The 23,359-nt window shown below is 41.7% G+C and carries 25 protein-coding genes; 6 read left to right on the forward strand and 19 right to left on the reverse strand.

The genetic code is table 11. From position 1 onward, the window contains the following. Window positions 1-62: 62 nt before the first annotated feature. Window positions 63-605, reverse strand: coding sequence for a PepSY domain-containing protein (locus tag LK453_RS07055; protein WP_201528126.1), 543 nt, complete (start codon window positions 603-605; stop codon window positions 63-65). 331 nt (window positions 606-936) lie between these two features. On the opposite strand from LK453_RS07055, the gene LK453_RS07060 reads away from it, so the two are divergent. After that, window positions 937-1,335 (forward strand): (deoxy)nucleoside triphosphate pyrophosphohydrolase, encoded by a 399-nt coding sequence (locus LK453_RS07060; protein WP_007395601.1) that lies wholly within the window; start codon window positions 937-939, stop codon window positions 1,333-1,335. Then, window positions 1,335-1,913, forward strand: coding sequence for a phospholipase D-like domain-containing protein (locus LK453_RS07065; protein ID WP_227674450.1), 579 nt, complete (start codon window positions 1,335-1,337; stop codon window positions 1,911-1,913). Before LK453_RS07060 ends, LK453_RS07065 begins: the two co-directional genes overlap by 1 nt. Here the strand turns inward: LK453_RS07065 and LK453_RS07070 are convergent. Beyond that, window positions 1,886-3,051, reverse strand: a protein-coding gene (locus LK453_RS07070) for an IS3-like element ISPpy1 family transposase (protein ID WP_227945133.1) whose coding sequence is annotated in 2 segments (ribosomal slippage) — window positions 1,886-2,778 and window positions 2,778-3,051 — 1,167 coding nt in all. Because the reading frame shifts where the segments join, the coding sequence is not laid out codon by codon here. The genes LK453_RS07065 and LK453_RS07070 overlap by 28 nt on opposite strands. 38 nt (window positions 3,052-3,089) lie before the next feature. On the opposite strand from LK453_RS07070, the gene LK453_RS07075 reads away from it, so the two are divergent. Further along, window positions 3,090-5,453 carry a DUF3427 domain-containing protein gene (locus LK453_RS07075; RefSeq protein ID WP_227953983.1) on the forward strand — a complete coding sequence of 788 codons (2,364 nt, stop codon included), beginning with the start codon at window positions 3,090-3,092 and terminating at the stop codon, window positions 5,451-5,453. A 91-nt stretch (window positions 5,454-5,544) separates the two neighbouring features. Here LK453_RS07075 and LK453_RS07080 read toward each other — a convergent pair whose 3' ends face one another. The 12 genes from LK453_RS07080 to LK453_RS07135 all read right to left on the reverse strand — a co-directional run bounded on the left by LK453_RS07080 (window position 5,545) and on the right by LK453_RS07135 (window position 16,094). Further along, entirely contained in the window at window positions 5,545-6,135 is a 591-nt protein-coding gene (locus tag LK453_RS07080; protein WP_007395598.1) for a HupE/UreJ family protein, read from the reverse strand. 129 nt (window positions 6,136-6,264) lie between these two features. Continuing rightward, window positions 6,265-6,903, reverse strand: a complete 639-nt coding sequence (gene ureG / locus LK453_RS07085; RefSeq protein WP_044298375.1) for an urease accessory protein UreG — start codon at window positions 6,901-6,903, stop codon at window positions 6,265-6,267. Window positions 6,904-7,003: 100 nt separating this feature from the next. Continuing rightward, window positions 7,004-7,711, reverse strand: a complete 708-nt coding sequence (locus LK453_RS07090) for an urease accessory protein UreF (protein WP_044298374.1) — start codon at window positions 7,709-7,711, stop codon at window positions 7,004-7,006. Continuing rightward, window positions 7,701-8,276, reverse strand: coding sequence for an urease accessory protein UreE (ureE, locus tag LK453_RS07095; RefSeq protein WP_007395595.1), 576 nt, complete (start codon window positions 8,274-8,276; stop codon window positions 7,701-7,703). Before ureE ends, LK453_RS07090 begins: the two co-directional genes overlap by 11 nt. A 21-nt stretch (window positions 8,277-8,297) precedes the next feature. After that, window positions 8,298-10,001, reverse strand: a complete 1,704-nt coding sequence (gene ureC / locus LK453_RS07100; RefSeq protein WP_201537617.1) for an urease subunit alpha — start codon at window positions 9,999-10,001, stop codon at window positions 8,298-8,300. After that, the gene (locus LK453_RS07105; RefSeq protein ID WP_007395593.1) at window positions 9,998-10,333 is read right to left on the reverse strand and encodes an urease subunit beta; all 336 of its coding nucleotides are present in this window, start codon (window positions 10,331-10,333) and stop codon (window positions 9,998-10,000) included. The genes ureC and LK453_RS07105 overlap by 4 nt, the downstream gene beginning before the upstream one ends. A gap of 28 nt (window positions 10,334-10,361) precedes the next feature. Beyond that, window positions 10,362-10,664: an urease subunit gamma gene (gene ureA, locus LK453_RS07110; RefSeq protein WP_007395592.1), complete on the reverse strand. Its 303-nt coding sequence runs from the start codon at window positions 10,662-10,664 to the stop codon at window positions 10,362-10,364. Window positions 10,665-10,759: 95 nt separating this feature from the next. Then, window positions 10,760-11,668 (reverse strand): urease accessory protein UreD, encoded by a 909-nt coding sequence (locus LK453_RS07115; RefSeq protein ID WP_201528116.1) that lies wholly within the window; start codon window positions 11,666-11,668, stop codon window positions 10,760-10,762. Window positions 11,669-12,378: 710 nt separating this feature from the next. Further along, window positions 12,379-13,032 (reverse strand): MerR family transcriptional regulator, encoded by a 654-nt coding sequence (locus tag LK453_RS07120; protein WP_007395590.1) that lies wholly within the window; start codon window positions 13,030-13,032, stop codon window positions 12,379-12,381. A 352-nt stretch (window positions 13,033-13,384) separates the two neighbouring features. Next, window positions 13,385-13,570: a hypothetical protein gene (locus LK453_RS07125; protein WP_044298373.1), complete on the reverse strand. Its 186-nt coding sequence runs from the start codon at window positions 13,568-13,570 to the stop codon at window positions 13,385-13,387. Window positions 13,571-13,584: 14 nt separating this feature from the next. Further along, window positions 13,585-14,601, reverse strand: a complete 1,017-nt coding sequence (gene cydB / locus LK453_RS07130) for a cytochrome d ubiquinol oxidase subunit II (RefSeq protein ID WP_007395588.1) — start codon at window positions 14,599-14,601, stop codon at window positions 13,585-13,587. After that, the gene (locus LK453_RS07135; RefSeq protein WP_007395587.1) at window positions 14,601-16,094 is read right to left on the reverse strand and encodes a cytochrome ubiquinol oxidase subunit I; all 1,494 of its coding nucleotides are present in this window, start codon (window positions 16,092-16,094) and stop codon (window positions 14,601-14,603) included. Before LK453_RS07135 ends, cydB begins: the two co-directional genes overlap by 1 nt. A gap of 386 nt (window positions 16,095-16,480) precedes the next feature. Here LK453_RS07135 and LK453_RS07140 point away from each other — a divergent pair, with 386 nt between their 5' ends. Next, the gene (locus tag LK453_RS07140) at window positions 16,481-16,618 is read left to right on the forward strand and encodes an IS3 family transposase (RefSeq protein ID WP_007395586.1); all 138 of its coding nucleotides are present in this window, start codon (window positions 16,481-16,483) and stop codon (window positions 16,616-16,618) included. On the opposite strand, the gene LK453_RS07145 is transcribed toward LK453_RS07140, so the two are convergent. Continuing rightward, the gene (locus LK453_RS07145) at window positions 16,615-17,016 is read right to left on the reverse strand and encodes a RidA family protein (protein ID WP_044298372.1); all 402 of its coding nucleotides are present in this window, start codon (window positions 17,014-17,016) and stop codon (window positions 16,615-16,617) included. The two genes, LK453_RS07140 and LK453_RS07145, sit on opposite strands and share 4 nt — an antisense overlap. Window positions 17,017-17,318: 302 nt before the next feature. Between LK453_RS07145 and LK453_RS07150 the strand changes: the two genes are divergently transcribed. Continuing rightward, window positions 17,319-18,578 carry an MgtC/SapB family protein gene (locus LK453_RS07150; protein ID WP_201537619.1) on the forward strand — a complete coding sequence of 420 codons (1,260 nt, stop codon included), beginning with the start codon at window positions 17,319-17,321 and terminating at the stop codon, window positions 18,576-18,578. A 194-nt stretch (window positions 18,579-18,772) separates the two neighbouring features. On the opposite strand, the gene LK453_RS07155 is transcribed toward LK453_RS07150, so the two are convergent. The 4 genes from LK453_RS07155 to LK453_RS07170 form a co-directional block, all read right to left on the reverse strand. After that, window positions 18,773-19,192 carry a PaaI family thioesterase gene (locus tag LK453_RS07155; protein ID WP_201537621.1) on the reverse strand — a complete coding sequence of 140 codons (420 nt, stop codon included), beginning with the start codon at window positions 19,190-19,192 and terminating at the stop codon, window positions 18,773-18,775. Between the two features lie 248 nt (window positions 19,193-19,440). Beyond that, on the reverse strand, window positions 19,441-21,198 hold the full coding sequence (gene tnpC / locus LK453_RS07160) for an IS66 family transposase (protein ID WP_227945137.1): 1,758 nt from the start codon (window positions 21,196-21,198) through the stop codon (window positions 19,441-19,443). Window positions 21,199-21,240: 42 nt separating this feature from the next. After that, the gene (gene tnpB / locus LK453_RS07165) at window positions 21,241-21,585 is read right to left on the reverse strand and encodes an IS66 family insertion sequence element accessory protein TnpB (RefSeq protein ID WP_115342990.1); all 345 of its coding nucleotides are present in this window, start codon (window positions 21,583-21,585) and stop codon (window positions 21,241-21,243) included. Beyond that, on the reverse strand, window positions 21,582-21,980 hold the full coding sequence (locus LK453_RS07170) for a transposase (protein WP_201538732.1): 399 nt from the start codon (window positions 21,978-21,980) through the stop codon (window positions 21,582-21,584). The genes tnpB and LK453_RS07170 overlap by 4 nt, the downstream gene beginning before the upstream one ends. Window positions 21,981-22,347: 367 nt before the next feature. Here LK453_RS07170 and LK453_RS07175 point away from each other — a divergent pair, with 367 nt between their 5' ends. Beyond that, window positions 22,348-23,343, forward strand: coding sequence for an IS4 family transposase (locus tag LK453_RS07175; protein ID WP_227945199.1), 996 nt, complete (start codon window positions 22,348-22,350; stop codon window positions 23,341-23,343). The last annotated feature ends 16 nt before the right edge of the window (window positions 23,344-23,359 follow it).

Below are 23,359 nucleotides of genomic sequence, written 5' to 3' on the forward strand. Positions count from 1 at the left end.
AGCAATTTATCGGGTTAATCTAGCTTTAGCCAGTTTAACCTTAACCCTTTTAATGCTAATAATTAGTCTAGTTTGGTTTTGATCACTTTACCGGTATTAACGTCCACATAAACTTTATGTTTCTCACCTGCTTTCACAATCTTAACTTCATATACTGGCTGCCCGTTTTCAGTATCAAATTCAGCCTCAGTCACTTGACCTTTCACGGTGTTATTTGCATTTTTTAGGGCTTGAGTCAGCGATACCTTAGCATTGGTTAATGGGGCATACTTTTGGGTATCACTGGTACTCAATTTCTTTTGTTTTGACTTAACAATTTTACCTGTGCTGGCATCAAGTTCGACTTTATAATTTGTAGTACCCGATACTAGCTCTACCTCATATTGGTTATCATCGCTATCGAATTCCACACTTTTTACCACGCCTTGAGCATTGCGTTTGGCGATATTGATAGCCTGATCAATGCTAATAGTCGATTGTGCCACTTTAGTTTGCGCAGTCTGAGTTTGAGTGTTTTGTGTCGGTGTGGCACTAAACGCTAAAGTTGAAGTTGTCGCACCAAGAGTAAGTAGGGTAGAGGTAGCTAATACTGATAATAATTTCATATTTTAATCCTCTTTAATTATTAATTTAAGTTCTAAGTTAAGGTGTTTCTTCTCGCTTTATTAATATTGGTCTCGCGAGCAACTACTTGATATGACTATCATTATTAAAGATATTTAGCCTGATTTCGCTTGGTGTTATGTAAGATATACAGGAGAGATGTAAAAGAAACTGAATTCGCGTTAGTAAGTGTATTGTTACTATTTCAACTTTATTAATGACCTAAATATAGTATTAAGCGACCTATAAGTAACATCGCCTATTCGAGGTTTATGGTATATAACGTACAATATTAAGAAATTTTTATTAAATATTTTGAGAGATTTGAAGGCTATGAAAGAAATCAAAGTTTCAGCAGCAATTATTATCAATAAAGGAAAAATATTGTGTGTTCAGAGAGGGGTAAACAAATTTGAATATATTTCGAACAAGTTCGAGTTTCCAGGCGGAAAAATTGAAGAGGGAGAGCAGCCATCGGATACAGTGATTAGAGAAATTCATGAAGAGTTAAAAATGGACATTTTAGTTGAAAAAGAATTTTTAACAGTTAACCATGAGTACCCAGATTTTAAAATCCAAATGCATTCCTTCATCTGTTCTACACCAACCAGAGAGCTTGAGTTGTCAGAGCATATATCTTTCAAGTGGCTAGATATTACTGAGCTTAATACCTTAGATTGGGCAGCTGCTGATATTCCTATCGTTGTTAAGCTTGTTACGGAGTTAGCCTAATGGGTGAAATAAACTCTCTGAGTCAAAGTCTGCAGCAAAGTTTTATTAATAAAGCACAAAATGCCAATAAAAATTACCAAGCTGCTTTACTGACCAATGATAAAAAAGAAGGAAAGAAATTTCTTTCTACGCTGCTAAAAGAGTTGGGCCAGTGTGATGAGTTTTTTATTTCTGTTGCCTTTGTGACCAATAGTGGTGTTGCAACCATTATTAACAGTCTACAAGAGCTTGAGAAAAATAATATCAAAGGTAAAGTTTTGATGTCTCAGTATCTTAACTTTACAGAGCCTGATGCACTAAGAAAGCTATCTAAATTTCAAAATATTGTTTTAAAAATTGCTACTAATGATTTTCATTCAAAAGGGTATTTATTTAGACACGGTAATATCAACAATATAATTATTGGAAGCAGTAATCTTACGGCAAATGCACTATGTTCTAATAAAGAGTGGAATTTAAAGGTTTCAAGTACTAAGGATGGGCTACTTTATGAGCAAGTGATCAACGAGTTTGATAAGGTAAGGTACTCCCCAATGTCTAGACCAAATTATCATAAAATTAAGATAGAATTGGGTTGATAAAACGATTTATTATCCGAACTATTGTTAGCCAGATAAACCTGTGCAGGAGTATGGTAATCGAGCGACTGATGTAAACGCTCATGATTGTAAAACTCGAAATACTCTTTCAAACCTGCTCTTGCCTGACTGACTGTCTCAAACTGTCGCAAATACACGCATTCATACTTCACTGATCGCCAAAGCCTTTCCACAAAGATATTATCCAGTGCCCTACCGCGACCATCCATACTGATGGCAATACCCTGCTCAATGAGCGGTCTGGTAAATCTTGGGCTGGTAAACTGAGAGCCTTGATCCGTATTAAAAATCTCACAGCGTAACCCATTGTGCAGTAAGCTACTTACCGTATCAACGCAGAAATCCGCCTCAAGCGTGGTAGATAGCGACCAGTCTAGAACATAACGACTGTACCAATCTATCACCGCCATCAAATACACGAAGCCCTTGGCTAAGCGAATATAGGTGATATCAGTACTCCATACTTGATTACAACGGCTAATCGGTACATGCCTAAGCAAGTACGGGTAAACTTGATGCTCAGAGTTAGGCTTACTCGTGTTAGGATGCTGATAAATAGCGTCTAGCCCCATTTGCCGTAGTAAGCGCCTAACTCGATCTTCTCCCACTTGATAGCCTAGTTGCCTCAAATACGCTGTCATGCGTTTAACCCCATAAAATGGGGTCTTGGTGTACTGCTGGTCAAGCAGGTTCATCAGGGTAATATCAAGCTCGCTGATGGGCTTTGGCTGATAGTACAGACTTGAGCGGTTGATACTGAGTAATTCACATTGCTTACGAACACTAAAATCCTTGTTATCAGGTTCTAGCAGTTGTTTACGAGTGCTCAGGGTAGCTGTAAGGACTTTTTTTTAAGCCAGTCTCTTTCACTGATGACTTGCCCTAGCTGCCTATGTAGTTCATCGATAATAGCTTGCTGGGCTTGTTCGTTGGCTTGCTGTTTGGTATTGAATGCAGTAGGGATAACTGCCAAAGCCTGCTTTTTCCAGTTGCTGATTTGGGTTGCATGAACCCCATATTCTGCGGTTAACTCGTTGAGGGTTTTGTGTTCTTTGATGGCTTCAACGGCGACTTTGCTTTTAAATTCAGCATTGTGACGCTTACGTACTTTTGTCATTAGATAGACCTCTTTTTCTAAAGGTTATTCTATCTTATTTGCTACAATTTTTTGGTCTAGTTTTCCGGGAGTATTATAAGGAGCTTGCCAATGCTAAAGACGTCACAGCCGATTTTATTAATGAATATACAGAAATATGGAATAAAGCAAAACAGTTTAGAAAACAAAATAATATTGCAGCGCAAACGGCTTTAAGTAAATTTGTCACACCGAACCAGATGCAAAGTGAAGCACTAAAGAACCTTAATGATTTACGAAAAAGTGGTAAGAATAAAGCTTTGATCATCTCGGCAACGGGTACTGGGAAAACTTATTTATCCGCTTTTGATGTTCAGCAATATAAGCCTAAAAAATTCTTATTTATCGTACATAGAAGAACAATTGCAGAAGAAGCTATGAATACCTTTAGGAGTTTACTAGGCTCTGAGATATCTATGGGGTTATTCTCCGGTCAATTTAAAGAACTTAATTGTGACTATCTATTCTCAACGGTACAAACCTTATCGAAACAAGAAAACTTGCAGTTATTTAATCAAGAGCACTTTGATTATATTGTGATAGATGAAACGCATAGAGCAGGAGCGCAGTCTTACAAGACGATATTGGACTACTTTAAACCTGGGTTTTTATTGGGGATGACGGCAACACCTGAGCGTACAGATGGCACCAATATCTTTGAGCTCTTTGATTACAACTTAGCGTATGAAATTAGACTGCATCGTGCGCTTGATGAAGGTATGTTGTCCTCCTTTCACTATTATGGTGTAACAGACATTACCGTTAACAATGAGGTAGTGGATGAGTATTCAGATTTTAATAAACTTACTAGCAATGAAAGAGTAAATCATATACTCGCTAAGTCTGAGTTCTATGGGACTGATTCTGGAGAAATCAGAGGTCTAGTATTTTGCTCGAATAATAAAGTCTCATTACAATTGGCTGAAGCTTTTAACCAAAAGGGTTATAAGGCTATAGCGTTATCTGGAGCGAGCTCAGAAGAGGCAAGATTAGAGGCTATTAAACGACTGGAAAGTACAGGTAGCGATAAGATTGACTATATCTTTACCGTAGATATTTTTAACGAAGGTATTGATATTCCTAGTGTGAATCAAATTATTATGCTCAGACCGACTCAATCAGCGATTGTTTTTGTCCAACAGTTGGGTAGGGGGCTCAGAAAGACAGACGGCAAAGAATATTTAACCGTTATAGATTTTATCGGCAACTATAATAATAACTATCTGGTACCGATCGCCTTATATGGTGACAGATCTTTCAACAAGGATACCATTCGAAAGTTGATTAGAAGTGGTAGTAATTTAATTCCAGGTGCTTCAACAGTCAATTTCGATGAAATAGCACGAGAAAAGATATTCGAGTCCATCAAAAATGCCAATATGCAAAAGTTAGCAGACTTAAAAAAAGATTATGAAGACTTAAAGCATAAGACTGGCAAAATTCCGATGATGATAGATTTCATTAAGTATGGGTCAAGAGACCCTTGGTTATTTGCCTCATATGCGAAATCTTATTTGAACTTTATTAATAGAGTTGAGGACAATTATAAAGGTACTGTTCCCCCTGACTTTTTACAGCTTCTAGAGCTGTTTACACTCAATATAAATAATGGTAAGCGTGTTGAAGAAAGTCTATTACTGCGACAATTACTTGAAGTAGGTCATCTGAATAAAACAGACTTTATAAATGAAATACAAAGCTTGTATGGCTATGACATTAACGAGGAAACGCTTCAATCGCTTCTGATCAATATCAACTTTAATTTTATTCGAGAAGGATACGATAATATTAGGTTAGAAAATGGCAGCTTTAGCTTAGGAAGTAACTTAATAAGTGCATTAGGTAATGACACTTTTAATAAGTTTTTTGCTGACTCAATTGATTATTCTATTGCTGCTTTTAATGAAAGTTTTTCAAAAGAAAATTACCTTGACGGCTTAATAAGATATAACAAATACAGTAGAAAAGATGTCTGTAGATTGCTTAACTGGGAGCAAGATATCAGTAGTACGGTTTATGGTTATAGAACAAAAAACGGGGTCACACCTTGCTTTGTTACTTATCATAAGTCTGATGAATTAGAAGGCGATATAAACTATAACGACCATTTTATTAACCCCGCTGAGTTCGCCTGGGAGTCAAGATCGAACAGGAAGCTTAGCAGTGCTGAGATAAAAAATGTTATTGAGTCTAAGAGAATTCTTTTATTTGTAAAAAAAGAAGATGGAGAAGGGACTGACTTTTATTATTTGGGCAATGTTTCAATAGCAGCTGATTCAATTGAACAAGGTGTCACCGATAAAGGCCAACCCGTTGTTCATTTTAGGTTCTTACTAGATAAGCCAGTTGAAGATACTCTTTATGACTATTTAGTTCAGCAATAGAAGCACTTCAAAGTAAGCACTGATAAAGCAACAAAAAAGCCGCAGGCAGAACCCGCGGCATTTTTATTGCTAATTGAATCTGACAGTTAGATTAACTGGCAGCCATAAAGCCACCGATAACAGCGACCACACCACCTAAAGCACGAGTGATACGGTTGTCTGATTTTTGCATAGCTGCGCCTAAAGCACGACCACCAAAAGTAATCACAAGCGTAGCGGCCACAAAGCCGATCATATAAGTCATGATATTAGAGCCGGCTGCCATCTCAGCACCATGCGCATAGCCATGAGCGATCATAAATAGAGCAACCAAGGTACCACCAATCGCTGTCGGCAATTTAGCCAATGTTGCAATCAATACCCCAGCCAGTAGAACTGACATAGCGATACCAGTCTCGATACCGGCTAAGTTAACGCCAGCCCAAGCAATTGCTGCACCCAATACCATACCACCCACTACGAATAATGGCGTACCACGTTTCATAGTGTCATTTTGACGCATACTCCAAAAGCCAATAGCGGCCATAGCCAATAAGTGATCAAGCCCCATAAATGGGTGCATTAATCCGCTCAAAAAAGCATTTTGAGTGTGCAGTACATCACCATGGCCTGGGTGAGCTAGCGCAAGGCTAGCCGTTAGCATTAGGCCGGCGGTAAGCATGAATTTAGACAAGTTTTTCATGAGTTTATTCCTTGAGTTATTTGATGGTTTTATGAGGGTTATTAGATAATTATTTGACGGTTGTTTGATTTTTTAGTTATAAAGACAACCGTCTTTTGTTATGACTACCAGCAAGTCCAATATGGCTAATTAAGCGTTTGCGTTCTGCTTACCGGGACGGCGCTCAGGCAGCATACCTTTGTCTAAGATAAAGCTGATAATTTCTTCTACGCCCACACCGTCATATAAATTGGTGAAAATAAACGGACGCTCGCCACGCATTTTTTTAGAGTCACGTTCCATCACCTCAAGCGAGGCATGTACTGCTTCTGCAATATCAATCTTGTTGATGATTAATAAGTCAGACTTGGTAATACCAGGACCGCCTTTACGAGGAATCTTATCTCCCGCAGCCACGTCAATAACGTATAAAGTTAAATCAGACAGCTCTGGGCTGAAGGTCGCAGCTAAGTTATCACCGCCAGACTCGACCAATACCAGCTCTAAGTCAGGATGACGCTGCTGCAAGTCATCAATAGCCGCTAAGTTCATTGAAGCATCTTCACGAATGGCGGTGTGTGGACAGCCTCCAGTTTCAACACCGATGATACGATCGGCGGGCAGAGCATCATGCTTTAATAAGAAATCGGCATCTTCACGGGTGTAGATGTCATTGGTCACCACAGCAATGTTGTAATGGTCTTTTAAGGCGCTACATAATTGGCGCAATAAGGCTGTTTTGCCAGACCCTACTGGGCCACCAACGCCAACTCGTAAACAATGTTTCATAACGTCGTCTTCCTTATAATCGAGACACTGTGCGTCATACACAGGCTATAAAAGTAAAATTAAAAATCTAACTGTCAAAGCTGAAATAGGAGATAGACTATTAGCTTCTAAACAGTCGTGAGTATTGAGTTTCGTGCTGTGCACTGCCTAGCGCTAAGCCTGGCATAATTGGGCCTAATTGCTCATCGCTTAGGCTCAGTGCAGTATCAACAGCGAATACCAATTTGGGTCGTAATTGTTCATTTAAGCGCTGCGCAGCGGTATGTCCTAAAGGCATTGCCTTACAAGCCGCCGCCAGCTGATTTTCTAGCCATGCCCAAGCAAAACCTAGTAAACTTTGGCGTATCGGAACATGACGAGTGTGGGCGGTCCAAGCAAATACGGTAACATAGCCGGGCTCTGGCGGCATAACAGCATCGCCATTCTCAGGCTTGGGCTCAATGTCTAAGCTGCCAAGTAACCGAGTCAACGCTAGACCCAAGCGAATGTCTTCATCGCTAAGCTCTGCGGTCTCTCGGTTGGCATGAATCCAGTTATTCCAGTAGACCAAGCCTTCACTGTCATTGGTTTCCCAACAGTGTTGTAATCTGGCCAAGACTGGCAGTTCGCAACGGGTAAGACCATCTGCCAGCACGCCCTCTAGCCAATGAGCAAGCTGCTGTTCATTGGTGACCCAACCCAATTCGAATGAGCTTTCTAGTCCTTGCGACCACGCAAAAGCCCCAATGGGCAAAGCTGGGCTGATAAGCTGCATCAATCCCAATAATGCCAAGTCGCTAATTGCACTGGTCGGCTCTTTAGTGAGCATGGCTATGTCCATCTTGGTGGCCACTATCTTCATGAGAGTGGCTGTGATCGTGCGAATGGCCATGACTATGACTATGACTATGATCATGACTATGAGCATGGCTGTGTGCATGTTCACGGCCCGCCTGAGCATAAGCGCCAGATTCAGGGTCGAAGGGAGCATCATGGTGGGTCAGAGTAGCCCCCAATAATTCTGCCAACTCTTCTAGGACATGGTCGGGTGGAAAACGTACCCAATGACGGCCATCTTCATCAAAGCCAATCGCGAGTGACACATGACGGTTGCCTAAGTGGTAGCACAATCTGGCTAGGGATAGGCCATTTTCGATATAAGCGGTGGCCACAGGCTCATCGGCCGCCAGTACTTGAACAATTTCGCCGGTAGATGCTTTCAATAAATCGCCACTGCGCAACACAGGGCCACGGTCTAAAAATAAGCCCACTTCGTGGCCATTGTCGGTCTCTGCTTTTAAACGGCCGCGAATACGCAACTCATAAGGCAGGGTTAACGTATCAAATATCTCAGCGGTATCGCTACTATCGAGTCTTTCTATTAATTGAATCATGGGGTGGTTCCTATTAGTGATTTAAAACAAGTGATAACGCTGAGCCAGTGGCACTTCGGCTAAAGGCTCACAAGTTAATAACTCACCATCTGAGCGCACTTCATAAGTTTCTGGATCTACGGTTAAGTTCGGGCAGACATCGTTTAGTTTCATGTCTTTTTTGCGCATATTGCGAACGTTTTTACACGCCACCAATCGGCTTTTTAGCCCTAATTTTTCCTCAAGCCCCGTATCCATTGCCGCTTGGCTAACGAAGGTGATACGAGTAGCAGACACCGCACGACCTAAGGCACCAAACATACGGCGATAATGCACCGGCTGTGGGGTCGAAATAGCGGCATTAGGATCTCCCATTGCCGCGCCAGCAATCATACCGCCTTTAATAATGATTGAGGGCTTAACCCCAAAGAAAGCCGGGCGCCATAATACCAAGTCTGCTAACTTTCCGATTTCTACTGAACCCACTTCATGGGATACGCCGTGGGTAATAGCAGGGTTGATGGTGTATTTGGCAATATAGCGTTTTACTCGGAAGTTATCGGTACCACGCTCTTGGTCTTCAGGTAGCAAGCCACGCTGGATACGCATTTTGTGTGCTGTTTGCCACGTACGGCATACCACTTCACCGATACGGCCCATGGCTTGAGAGTCCGACGAAATCATTGAGATGGCACCAATATCATGCAGGATATCTTCTGCAGCGATGGTCTCACGGCGAATGCGCGAGTCAGCGAAAGCCACATCTTCTGGGATATTGGGATCTAAGTGGTGACACTCCATCAGCATGTCTAAGTGCTCATCTACAGTGTTGATGGTATAAGGACGTGTGGGGTTGGTCGATGAGGGTAATACGTTTGGCTCACCGCAAGCGACGATAATATCAGGAGCATGACCGCCACCCGCACCTTCAGTATGGTAAGAGTGGATACAACGGTCTTTAAAGGCTTCTAGAGTGTCTTTGACGAAGCCTGACTCGTTTAAACTGTCGGCATGAAGTGCGACTTGAATATCGTAACGGTCGGCGACATCTAAAGCATTACTAATGGTGGCGGGGGTTGCCGCCCAGTCTTCATGAATTTTTAAGCTCATTACCCCTGCTTTGACTTGCTCTTCAAGCGCGTCAGGAGTACTGGCACTGCCTTTGCCCAAAAATCCGATGTTAACTGGCAAATCATCCACCGCTTGCATCATTTTGCCAATATGCCAAGGCCCAGGCGTATTAGTGGTGGCTACTGTCCCCGTTGCAGGACCTGTACCGCCACCAATCATAGTGGTTAAGCCACTCATTAATGCTTCGTCAACTTGCTGCGGACAGATAAAGTGGACGTGAGTATCTACCCCACCAGCAGTTAAGATTTGGTTTTCACCAGCAATAATCTCAGTACCCGCTCCGATAATAATATCGACATCAGGCTGAGTATCTGGGTTACCTGCTTTACCAATGGCCGCAATACGACCATCTTTGATACCCACATCCGCTTTTACGATGCCCCACCAATCAATAATAATGGCGTTGGTAATCACGGTGTCCATTACTGAGTCTGAGCACAGCTGGCTTTGACCCATACCATCACGAATGACTTTACCACCCCCAAATACCACTTCTTCACCATAATGGGTGTGGTCTTTTTCAATCTCAATCCAAAGCTCGGTATCGCCCAAACGGATGCGATCCCCAGTGGTAGGCCCATACATACTGGCATAGGCATCGCGAGATATTTTCATCGTGTTTCTCCTGAATCTGAATTGGCGTCTAACGCGCCCATTACCTCACCTCTAAAGCCAAATATGCGGCGCAATCCGGCATAAGGCAATAACGATACCTCACGCTTTTGACCTGGCTCAAAACGAATCGCAGTCCCGGCAGGGATCGCCAGACGGTGACCATACGCTTTTTCACGATCAAAACTTAGAGCGCTGTTGGTTTCGGCAAAGTGATAGTGTGAACCGACTTGAATAGGGCGGTCTCCTAGATTGGCCACCTCAATAACGAAGCTATCGCGGTCTGCACACAGTTCAATATCATCCTTTCTTAATTGATATTCACCAGGAATCATTATGTTCTCCTTAAGCTTTAGGCTCTTATTAGATAATAGGACTGTGAACAGTGACCAGTTTTGTGCCATCTGGGAAAGTGGCTTCAACCTGAATGCTTTCAATCATTTCAGGGACACCTTCCATGACGTCATCGCGGGTCAATACTTCACGACCGGCGCTCATCATTTCTGCCACAGTACGTCCTTCTCGTGCACCTTCCATAATTGCACAGCTTATTAAGGCAATCGCTTCTGGATAATTTAATTTTAGCCCTTTGGCTTTGCGGCGCTCTGCCAGCAGTCCTGCTGTAAAGAGCAATAATTTGTCTTTGTCTCTAGGGGTTAGTTCCATTGGTTGCTCCGTTTCTTATTGCTTTTGTTGTTAAAGTCTTATGCCAAGCGTGACATAAGTGAATCTTAGAATTATAAGGTTGGCCAAATGCACGATTAGGTTAGCCAGATGCGCGGTGTAACCGCTTCAACACCAACCAATCTTGGTCTTAGGACGTCTCGTGCTTGTTGCAATAGATCCCATGCTTCGTTTCGCTCCATGCCCAAATAACGCAGTAGCAATACACCACGGCGATAGGTAACGGCCCAGTTATGGCTGGCAGGTATCTTATCGCGTAACTCGGCAATAGTATCCGTAGGATCGCTGAGTCCCACCGCCCATAGAGTAGCATGAACCGTGGCACCGCCTTGTCCCCATTTACCCAAGAATCTAGGATGAGTGGGGTCAATAGCTTGGCGCTCTAACCACAGAGGTTGGCCATTTTGAGTCAGCTGAAAACGCTGTTCGATTATACCGCTGGTATAAGGTAGGTCACTGGCAGGACGGCCAAGACCAATAATCTCCCAACCTAAGCACTTGGCGGTCTCAGCCAAGTCGATAATCACTACTTGCTTACCACGCGAGCCATCAAAAGCCAATGTTTCTTGGGGTAACCATTCGAGTGTGGCACCCTCTTCAATTTTGAGGTGTGTGTGCTGTGCCCAAGCGACACCATTGCTGTCAGCTCGATATAGCTTATTGGCAGCAGGGGTGGTCAATAGAGTATGCGCATTTTCGGATACGGTAACATCAATGGTTAATGAGTCACCACTGGCAATACCACCAGGAGGGTGTAGCAGGTAGACATGGCAGCAGCCATCTCGGCCTTCAGGATAGAAGGCACGCTGTACGCGGAGCGGACCATAGTGGCGGGCCACATTCATACGGGTAATAAGGGTGTCTGCTTCTGGATAGGCTGCAAACCCTAACGTTAAGGAGGCAGGCCAGTGACGACCGGCATCAAAACGATGCCCATAGTCACCGGTATCCCCATGGATTTGGGGAGAGGTAGATAAACTTGTCATGCCGTAAAAGACCTGTTGGTATGAGCACAGCTCGTTTCATCGCTGTGCGAGTTTATATAGAGTAATCGTAAGTTGTAGATTGCTATTGGTTATACTAATTATTACTTAGACACTGAGTTTAAGGCACTCAGAAGATAACGGGAGGTTATCGGAATAGAGAGGCATCCCGTCTTTATTTATATGGCATTCTTTATAAAACATGGTTTATAAAACATTAGTTATAAAGTATTGCAAATTTTATGCCATAAAAAAGCGCAGCGGCTTGGATAAAGAGGGAAGATAAATATAAGTAAGTAAAAAATGTCGTATAAATAACGATTAGCGTAGATAACTGGAGTCTAACAATAGGTAGCGCTATAAAGCAGCGCCAACGTGAGTATATCAATAATTAATGATGCTTTTATAATACTTAATTTAGGATGGGTCAAGTAATTTTTTCAACTAAAAAACCTGTCAAAAGATTATTATTAATTGTCTTTTAAATTGCTTTTTACACTGTGTATTACACTATCTCTTACCTAAGCTTTTAGACTGGCTGCTACTTAAAGTAATGCAGATTAAAGTAATGCACAATAATTTAAAAGACAGCGCAATTTAAAAAAAAGACAGTGTCAAAGAATCATCCTGATTTTAATAAGATACAACACACGTTCGATTTTATTTGGTTGTTATTTATCTCTATTTGGTTGTTATTGATCGCTACTTAGTTGTTATTTATCACCCAGTGCTGCTTTGAAAGCAGGGGGGAGATAAGTCTCCTTCTTGGCTTCAATTTCTTTTCTTATTTTATCTTCGTTTGCTAATAGCTCTTTTGCTTCCTGCACTTTTTGGTCAAACTTTCTGAGTTCCTCATCAATCGAATTTAGTTTCTTTTGTACCACCTCGAAGTATAGTTCATCACTAATCTCTATATCATTATCAGGACTAATATAAGGGACATCGACTGAATTTGAGCTGGTCTCTATAGACGCTTCACTATTGACAGCATTATCTTGTCTCCAACTGTCTATGGTACCTGTATTGATATTATGATGTATGGCCAATGCTTTTTTACTCATTGTTAGGTTATAGCCTTGATCTAACAACTCATTAAATTGAGCTAAGATTTTATCTTCATCCTCTGGACTATATACACTTTTACCCGATTCTGTGGTATCGATAGGGGTGAATTTTGCCATATTTCGCAGCATATCTTCATTGGCTTTGGTAGCCGCTTTGGGATTAATAGGATGAATATCGACTGCATCACTGACACTTGATTTACTGTCTACATTAGCATTTACGGTACTGTCATTTACAGTATTGCTATTTAAAGTATTGTTATTGGGGACAGAAGTTGAAGAGGCAGGGTTAACATTCGACATACTGAAATTCCTTAGTGGCAAAAGTTTACTTTCAATTAGACTAATCTTTAGTACATAACGAGTCAATCAGGTTTACTGAGCGATTACTTTTATACTGTCTTTGGTTACTTTGAAACCTGTTAGTCTAATACCGTCTGTGAGTCAAAGGGTTTTAGTACCCTTTAAGCTTTAAGACTGTATATTCTTGATAACTATAAAAATCATAATAACTTTAAAATAACCGAAATTATTACCTTCAACTTCATTTTGTTAATCATCAGCCCATAAAAAACCCTCGCAGATTATCGGCAAGGGTTTAGTAAATAAGGTATGAGATTGATACAGATTGTTAGGCGTATGTTGTGTCTAAAACTTAGATGCCCATCGCCCATTTAATCAATTTGGCAATGATAAAAACGGTGAGAAATCCTGCTAAATAAAGTCCCAAGAACCACGCCCATTGTGATTGTTTTTTAGACAATCCTTTAATGGGTTTGGTATTCGAAGCAGAATATCTTTCGTCTGTATGCGTCTTGGGATGCGTTTCTGCATTTTTCATAGTCATCTACCTTATTAATAAAGGTGTTCGTGTGAGCTTTTGCCTTTGAACACATAGTAGCCATAAGCGGTGTAGCTTAAAATAATTGGCAACATAATCGCTGCACCAATTAACATAAATGACAGCGACGTATCTGCTGCGGCCGCCTCATGCATGGTCATGGCGTAAGGCACGATATAAGGGAATACCGCAGAACAAATACCAATATAACCCATCAAAAATAACAGTATCGTCAATAGGAAAGGACGGTATTCATGTTCACCATGTAAGTCTTTGCGCATAAAATAAAACAAGGCAATGGCTATCAATGGGATAGGGGCGAGATACAGGAGCGTGGGTAACTCAAACCAATGCGTAGTCGCTTCAACGCCTAAGAAGAACATAGAAACTGTGACTACTGCCATTGCAACCATTAACGCAATAAGCATTCGATAAGCCACTTTGCGTGCCCAATTTTGTAGCTTGTCCTCAGATTTAATAATCAGCCAAGTTGCGCCTAATAATGCGTAGCCGATAATCATGGCAATACCGCAGACGAAGGCGAATGGGGTTAACCAGTCAAACTGACCACCAGCAAACAATCGGTCTTTAACCTCTAATCCTTGGACCAATGCCGCTAACATCACCCCTTGCATGAAGGCAGCGACTACGGATCCAATATGAAAGCAAACGTCCCAAATATAACGGCGCTGCTCAGCTTTAAAGCGAAACTCAAAGGCCACACCGCGTAATATTAGCCCGAATAGCATAAAGGTAACGGGCAAATAGAGCCCTGTCATAATGATGCCGTAAGCCGCTGGAAACGCAGCAAATAGTCCGCCACCGCCCAATACTAACCAGGTTTCATTACCGTCCCAGAAAGGAGCAATAGAGTTCATGATGCGACTGCGGTTTTTATCTGATCCTGCAAAAGGGAATAAGATACCGCAGCCTAAGTCAAAGCCATCAAGCAACACATAAACAAAAACAGCCAGTGCAATTAAACCACCCCAAATGAGTGGTAAGTCGAGTACATCCCCAAAATTCATCATTAGCGTAACCCTTTATCAGAGTCATCAGCAGGCGTTGAGAGATCCTCTGACTCTTTAGTATGTTCTTCTGGATTGGTATCGCCACTTAAGCTGCGACCTTGACCTTCAGTGATTGAATGCTCGAAGAAGTTATCCTCAGAGACCTCTTCAAACGGCTGTGGTCCTTTGGCAATAAGGCGCAAAATATAAATCGTTGCTGATCCAAAAATGAAGGTATAAACAATAATAAACCCAATTAAAGTAGTGGCAATTTGCGAACTAATTAAAGGGGAGGCGCTGTCTGCGGTGCGCAGTACCCCATAAACCGTATAAGGCTGACGACCAGTCTCAGTCACAAACCAACCGGCCAATAGTGCCACAAAACCAAGCGGCGTCATCGCCATCCACGCATAGTGAAATAATTTATTGTCCGTATCAAAATGGCGCTTCTTAAAGTAATTATAGGCACTTAATAGCCCCACAATAATCATCAGGAATCCAATACCCACCATGATTCTAAACGCCCAGAAAACAATGATAACGTGTGGTTGATCTTCAGGCGCCCAGTTTTTGAGCCCTTTTATCTCTTCATCTAATGAATGGGTGAGAATAAGCCCAGACACATAAGGAATGGCAATCTCATAGTCATTACTTTGGGTTTCTTGATTGGGGATGGCAAACAGTCTTAAAGCTGCACCGCGCTCATCGTCCCAAATACCTTCCATAGCCGCCACTTTAGCGGGCTGATGTTCTAACGTATTGAGACCATGCTCATCACCAATAAAGGCTTGAATCGGCGCCACTATCGCTGCCATTAGCATCGCCATACCCAGCATAACTTTGCCGTGTGGACGGTGCTTGGCATGTTTTTTGGACTGTAAGTAATATGCCCCTATTCCGCCCACCACAAATGCTGTAGTCAGGAATGCTGCTGTCATCATATGAGCATAACGGAACGGGAAAGAGGGGTTAAATATGATTTGCATCCAGCTTTCTGGATATAGCAAGCCATCTGCGCCTATCGAAAACCCTTGTGGGGTTTGCATAAAGCTGTTGGCCGCTAATATCCAAAATCCAGAGATTAGAGTGCCGATCGCGACAATAGCAGTAGCGACAAAATGCATTCTTTTGCTAACACGTCCCCAACCAAATAACATAATGCCTAAGAAAGACGCTTCTAAGAAGAAAGCAGTCAGTACTTCATAAGCGAGTAGCGGACCGAGTACGTTACCGACTTTATCGGAGAATACTGCCCAGTTGGTTCCGAACTGATAGGACATAACGATGCCCGATACCACGCCCATACCGAACACAACGGCAAATATTTTTGACCAATGTTTATAAACTTCAGCATAAACAGGATTGCCTGTTTTTAGCCAACGAAATTCAAGCACTGTTAGCCAACTGGCAAGGCCAATACTGAATGCTGGAAATACAATGTGAAAGGAAACGACAAACGCGAATTGAATGCGCGCAAGAACAATAGGATCTAACTGAGTCAGAATAGAGAACATTATCACCACCGTGATGCAATAAATATTGACACCAATATTTATGAGAGTATTTGCTCGAAAAATTTCTCACTAAACATTTCTCATTGAACATAGGCAAACGCTCTTATCATGCAGCTCATGACATTCTTGAAAGTCACTGAGTTTAATCAGTAGTTTGAAGGGACAAGAAGGAGATGATAAATAAAAAATTAGCGGTTTATAGAATATATTAACTAGACAGTATTTAATACTATTAAAAAGATTCAATACGTTACTAAATTATACTTAATGACAGCGCTAACCTTGCTCAAATAATACTGTGATATATCAATCACTTTAAGCTTTTTGGTTGGCTAGGTTTGGAAATGATAATAAACGACAGGCAATAAAAAAACCTTATCGACTTTGTGAGGGTTTTGTATAAAGTTGAAAGATGCAGTGAAGAATTTAAAGCAGAAGCGGTTAAAGAAATAGAGAATAATGATACGAGTATCAGTGCCACAGCAAGCCAGTTAGGACTACCAATGCAGGCGCTAGCTAATTAATTGCTATCACTTGGCAGGCGTGCAATGACCTTTATTTCAAAATCAAATCCGGCCAGCCAATTCACACCAACGGCAGTCCAAGCTGGATATGGTGGCTCCTTAAAAATAGTGTTCTTTACCTTCATCATTAAATCAAGTTGATTTTCAGGGTCAGTATGGAAGGTTGTAACATCGATGATGTCTTCGAACGTACAGCCTGCCGCCTCTAGTGTGTTACCTAGATTTTCAAATGCGAGCTCTACTTGTTTCTCATAGTCTATTTCTGGACTACCATTCTGAAGACTGCCTACTTGGCCTGAAACGAATAGTAAATCTTTTGATTGAATGGCTGCAGAGTAACCATGCTTCTCATAAAGAGCGTGTCTACCAGCTGGGATGATTGCTTTTATTTGAGTCATAAAGTGCTCCAATATGTTTGTAGTGATTAAGGATTGAAGATAAAGAGCACTTCTAACTGTACTCGCTATCATATAACAAACACTACGTCTTCTAATCTAACACATACGAGGCGTATGTGAAGTAATATACGTGTCGTATGTATTTTTTAGAGTGTACTTAGCAACGTAGCAGGCGTCTAAAAAGCGGGCAATGCCCATTCGAAACTAGACGGCAGTTATTAATCGCTTTATGATTAGGTTCGGTGAACGTATTAGCAAACCTTTAATCTAAATCGCAGTTGCACAGAATTCGGGATGGGCTCATGAATTTCATAATAGACAATACATTTACGATTGAACCTGTCCAAAACTTAATTACTGCATCTACAGCAGCCCTAGGTTATGGACTACTCATCGGTTTAGAAAGAGAGCGTAGCAAACAACGTCAAAATCAACACAGCTTTGCCGGTATTAGATCTTTTGCAATTTGCTGTCTATTAGGGGTAATTTGTTTCTCTTTTGGTCCTTTTATGGGACTCATAGGGGCATTGATAATAGGGGGTATAAGTATCATCTCTATCCCTAAACAGATTGAAGATCTAGGGGTAACCACTGAACTTGCTTTTATACTCACCTATTTTATAGGCGGACTATGTTTATGGCATATTCCTTATGCAGCTGCACTTACAGTAGTCCTTACCTTCCTTCTAGTGACAAAGGATTCAATGCATGGAGTAGCGGTTAAATGGCTTACTGAACGTGAATTCAAAGATGGTATCTTTTTACTTGCTTTACTTTTAATTGCACTTCCTTTGACCCCTAATAGGGATCTTTGGGGTTCGGTACTCAATCCTTATGTTATTTTAAAATTATTGATATTGATTTTAGCCATTCAAGCACTAGCACATATGGCAAAGAGGCTTTTACCCTCACGCCACGCTAAGTTTTTATCTGCTTTGGCATCAGGATTTATATCCAGTACAGCCACGATTGCAAGCCTTGGAGTAGAAGTTCGTCAGGGTCGTGCAGCTGCAAAAGAAAATTCTGGAGCTGCGCTTATATCCTGTGTCGCAACATTGGTACAACTTCTTATTATTGTTGCAGGTGTCAGTGTTAGTTGGCTTAAAATTTTATTATTCCCCTCTATCATTGCCATAATAGTTCTAATTATTCCTGGAATATGGTTAATCAGAAAAACTCGATCAGAAGAGGAAGTGAAGTTAACTGATACGCCGATGTTTAGTTTAAAAGAGGCAGGTATCATTGCAGTGACACTTACTATTATTCAAGTGCTTGTTTATGGTCTAGGTTTATGGCTGGGTGACGCTGGTCTTATTGCAGGAACCGTAGTCAGTTCTATGTTTGAGGTGCATGCAGCAATGGCTGCTGTAGTAATGCAAGGGAATCCAACGAACCCTATTTTATTGCTCGCCTTGTTATTAGGTTTAGCGACACATGCAATTTCTAAATCAATTAACGCGGCAATTACGGGTGGTTTTCAATACGCACTTGCTTTTGTTCCAATCCAAATTATTCACATGACTGTTTTAATTGTCTTGATATATACCATGATGAATAATTAAAAAATCGCTCTTATTTATTGGCGTAATAGACATTTTTCATGCTAATACTAATAGAGGATCTAATGACATAGGCGCATTTAGATCAGAGCTTTTTTAACATTTTTGCTTGTAGAGCCTGATTACCCTATATTGAAATAAAAGGACAGTCCTAGCTAATCTGAACTGCCGCCTTAACTTGATATTTTTTATAGATTTTAAGACTGGTCCTTAATTGGTGGCACTGAGTAAGTTCCTACAACATGAGCAACTATTTCATCAGATCCATCAGAGTATAAAGAAACCTCACCTACGATTAGAGTTCTTCCCACTTTTAGCAGTTTGCACTCAGCAATAATGCGTGAATTTGCAGTGGGCTTACGTAAAAAGTTGATAGTTAAACTTGTGGTGACTGCTAACGGTACTATGCCAATTCTACCTAATATGGCCACATAAAGCGCCACATCCGCAATTCCCATCATTACCGGTCCTGATACAGTACCACCGGGTCTCAATTCATCTATACCAATATCATGGGATAAAATTGAACCATTGCTATTTACCTCCTCAATCTTGTACTTTGCTTGAGGGAACTCAGACTTCATGAATTCAGCTATCTCTTCCTTGGTTGCTGACATAGGGCTTCCTTAATCTAACTATTATGGTTATCTCTATTTTATTGTTACCTCTATTTTATCCTAACTTTGCAGCTTAACACGATCAGAAATTACAGAGCTGTTTACGTTGCTTTCGAAACCTAGCTGCTCATACCTTTAAAATTATTAACGAAAGCTGAAATTTTCTAAAAAAGGCTTTGTTTTTTGGTCAAGTACTGCGGATAAAGAGGTTGAAATATGGACATAAACGTAAGCATCCGACCAACCCCCTATTGCGGTGGCACCCAGCGATGAGGCAACAACTCATCCAGATCCTCTTGAGTAGGCAGGCGTCTTAGCACGTCTGTCAAATAAGCAGACACATCCAAACCATTTAAGCGAGCTGACTGAATGATTGACATAATATTCGCAGCCCGCTGCCCACTTCGCAGCGAACCGGCAAACAACCAGTTTTTACGCCCAAGTGCCCACGGACGCATCTGATTCTCCGCCCAATTATTATCAATCGGCAGCCTGCCATCATCTAGATACTGAGTCAGCGCCTGCCAACGTTTCAGGCAATAATCCATCGCCTTACTAATACTGGCATTTTTAGTGGTTAACTGCCTTTTTTCTTGTAGCCATTGGTGCAGCTTATCGGCAATTGGTTTGGCTTTTTCTTGCCTGATTTGCCGAACTACTTGGGGATCTCTTGGTATTGGGGGTGTATTTTTTTCAAATCGCTCATCAATCTCACGTTCAATAGCATACAACTGCCTAAATAACGTTAATGCCTCAATGCTCACGATGCTTTGCCCAGTGATATGCAGTTCATGAAACTTACGCCGTGCATGAGCCAGACAACCGATTTCAGTCACACCTTGATGAAATAAGAACTTATACCCGCTGTAATCATCGCAAACCAGCTTACCGCGCCACTTATCTAAAAAGGCTTTAGGATGCTCATTACGACGGCTTTCAGCAAAGTCATAGACCACCGCCTTTAAGGAGCTTTGCTGTGGCGTAAGATACGCCCAGACATAGCCTTTTTTTAATGATTTACTGCCTACCTTTACATGGTTCTTCATGATAGATACCGGGGTTTCATCGGCATGTAAGATAGGCTCAGACAGTAATAGTTCATGCAAGCGACTGACTAAAGGCTCAAGGGCAACGCCGCAGCGTCCTACCCAGTCTGCCATAGTAGCATCGGGGATATTTACCCCACTTCGCTGATAGATAATATTCTGCCGATATAGCGGCTGATGGTCTGCATATTTGCTAATAAGGATGTGTGCAAGCAGCTCTGGGGTGGCGATGCTTTTGTTAATAATCTGCTTGGGGGCAGCCGCTTGATGAATGATGTCACACTCACGGCATACCCATTTAGGGTAGATGTGACGCTCAATATAAAACTGCTGAGGGATAATGCCAAGTTTGTCTTGTTTATCCTCTCCAATTCGCTTCATTTGACAGCCGCAGTCACAAACGGTGGTGAGTGGTTCATGAACCTGGGTTTTCACCTCAAGGTTGTCAGGAATCACTGTGTATTTGGCACGCTTTGTTTTTTTAGGCTGATCAGTAGCTGAAGCTGGCAGCTCATCTGTGTTCTCTTTGGCGGCTTTAAGCTCAGCCTCATCAATGAGGGTTTCTGCCTCAGTACGATCAATAGCAGGCAGCTTGGCAAGCTCCTCTTTGCTTAAGCCACTCCGGTAGTCATCTCGGATTTGTTCAAGCTGCGCTAAGTCCTCTTGCGCCGCCTCATAGTTTAAGTGGGTTTGTCTGTCAGTGATGCCTTCGCTTTTTTGTCCATAGAGCCGGTGAATAAGCCGCTTTTGTTTTTCGATGAGTTCAAGCACTTGTTCATACAGCTTGTGGTTTTCCTCAACCACTTGGTTAAAAAGCTGCTGTAGTTGATCGTGGCTTGTGTTCGTTTGAACAAGCTGTTGCTGCAGGTGCTCATTACGCTGTTCAAGCAGGTGGATTTTCACCAAAAGCTCGGCGTAAATGGGGTCTTTTGATAAGTCGGATAAGTTGGCAACAGTCATGGCGATATGTTGCCAGAGTTTTATTTGCCTGTCATCTGCTATTTATAGGATGGGGGTTAATTTATCTTTGCCCATGTTACGCCAAGGCAGTCCACTGATTAAGGCATTAAATTGTTCACGGTTGATGCTGATGCCAGTTTGAGTGGTGGCAAGCTGTTTGGTTAAGCCATGAAATTTATTGTCATCGAGCTGACGGCTACAAAGCCATACGCCAAGCCCATCATGAATGAATACTTTTAGGCGTGTGCCTGCTTTGTTGTAAAACAGGTAGGCACAGTGAGGGCGAATGCTTTGGTGCTCGGTGAGGATGTAGGCCAGTAGTTTGCCACTACCACATCGCATGTCCATGGGCGTGGTGGATAGCCAGATGTGAGTGATGGGTATCATTGCAGTCCTCGTAGTAGGTCAATCAAGCTTTGAGTGTCTATTTGGGCAATGTTGAGGCTTATCGCCCCAGATCTTGCAGCTGTGATTTGCAGTTTGATGTTTTGTATGACGGAGGCTGAGCCTAGATGCGCACCTTCAGGCTCAAGATGAATTGGAATAAAGTGCGGGTTTGTTGGATCATCTGGTCTGCTTATAGCGCCAGGTAATGTGTCAGCTTGAGCATGTGCCCGCTGATACTGGCGTTTCCAGTTATGTAGAAGGTTTTGGTTGATGCCATGCTCTCGAGCGATACTGGCAATTGATCGACCTGAGTCTGTCGCTTCTTTTACTAAAAGTGCTTTAAACTCGCCGCTGTAAGTTCTGCGTTTGGGTTTATTAGGGGGTTGTGTTGTCATGTTAGTGTCCACGATTATTTGTTCGTGGACACTATCTCGCATTTTTTAATAGAAAAAAAGATGGGATGGTCGGATGCTTACACATAAACGACAGGCAATAAAAAACCCTCACAGACTCTGTGAGGGTTTCGTATATGGTACCGGTGGTCGGAACAATACACATTGATTAAATAATTGTTTTATATGATTTTTCTCTGCACACGACAAAAAAACAAAAAAGTCTGTTAAAGCAAAGGCATAATAGTAATTTTTAAGACGAATCAGACCATGCCAAACTTTAACAGACTTAGTGAAACTTTAACCCAAAACCTGAGCATGAACAAGGCAAGAATCAATTGTTTGAGCCTAATGATAATAGCCCTGATTACTGCTCAAAGCAGTAGTCTTAAAAAAAATAGCAAGACACCTTCCTAAGGGTGGTAAAACCGACAGCCACTATCGCAGACTACAGCGATTTTTTGCCGAAGCGAGGATAGACTACGATCAACTGGCTTTGATGATATATCGACTATTTGGACTAGGCAAAGTCACCTTAACCATTGACCGCACCAACTGGAAATGGGGTAAAAGTAACCTCAACATCTTTATGCTAGGAGTGGTATATAAAGGGATAGCCATCCCCTTATACTGGCAAATGCTAGATAAGCGAGGTAATACAAACCATCTTGAACGCTGTGAACTTATTGAGCGGTTTATCAAACAATTTGGCAAAGATAACCTTGAGATGATAGTAGCAGACAGAGAGTTTGTTGGCGAAAAATGGTTTAACTGGCTCACCAATAATCACATACCCTTTGCCATACGGATTAAGAAGAACAGTAAAGTTAGGAATCATCATGGCAAGCTGGTACAGATTAAAGAGTTATTGCGCCATGTTAGCCATCAAGAAACATATCGACATGGGCGAATACTGACTGTCGATGGTTGTTTGGTTCGAGTATTTGCCAAGCGTGATAAAGACTATGGTTTAGTGATTGTCGCAACCAATCAACTAGAAACAGTGGATGCGATGACAAGCTATGCTAAGCGTTGGGAAATTGAGACTTTATTTGCTTGTCTAAAGGGGCGTGGCTTTAATCTTGAAGATACCCACTTAACCCATCTTGATCGGGTCAGTAAATTAGTCGCAGTGAACGCCTTAGCATTTTGTTGGGCTTATCATGTCGGTATTTATAAAGACAAAGATAAGCCGTTAAAACGCAAGTTAAAGTCAAACGCTCGACCTCAAGCCAGTTTGTTTGCGCTTGGCCTGGATTTATTGATTGAAGGTCTTCGTTTGGTATTTTTTAACAATGATAAGACTGTATTTCGACAATTAGTTAGCTTTTTAACCCCTAAACCTATGAAAATCGGATGGGGATGATTTTTTTGTCGTGTGC

The sequence above is a fragment of the Psychrobacter sanguinis genome, from assembly GCF_020736705.1.
Lineage (GTDB): Bacteria > Pseudomonadota > Gammaproteobacteria > Pseudomonadales > Moraxellaceae > Psychrobacter > Psychrobacter sanguinis.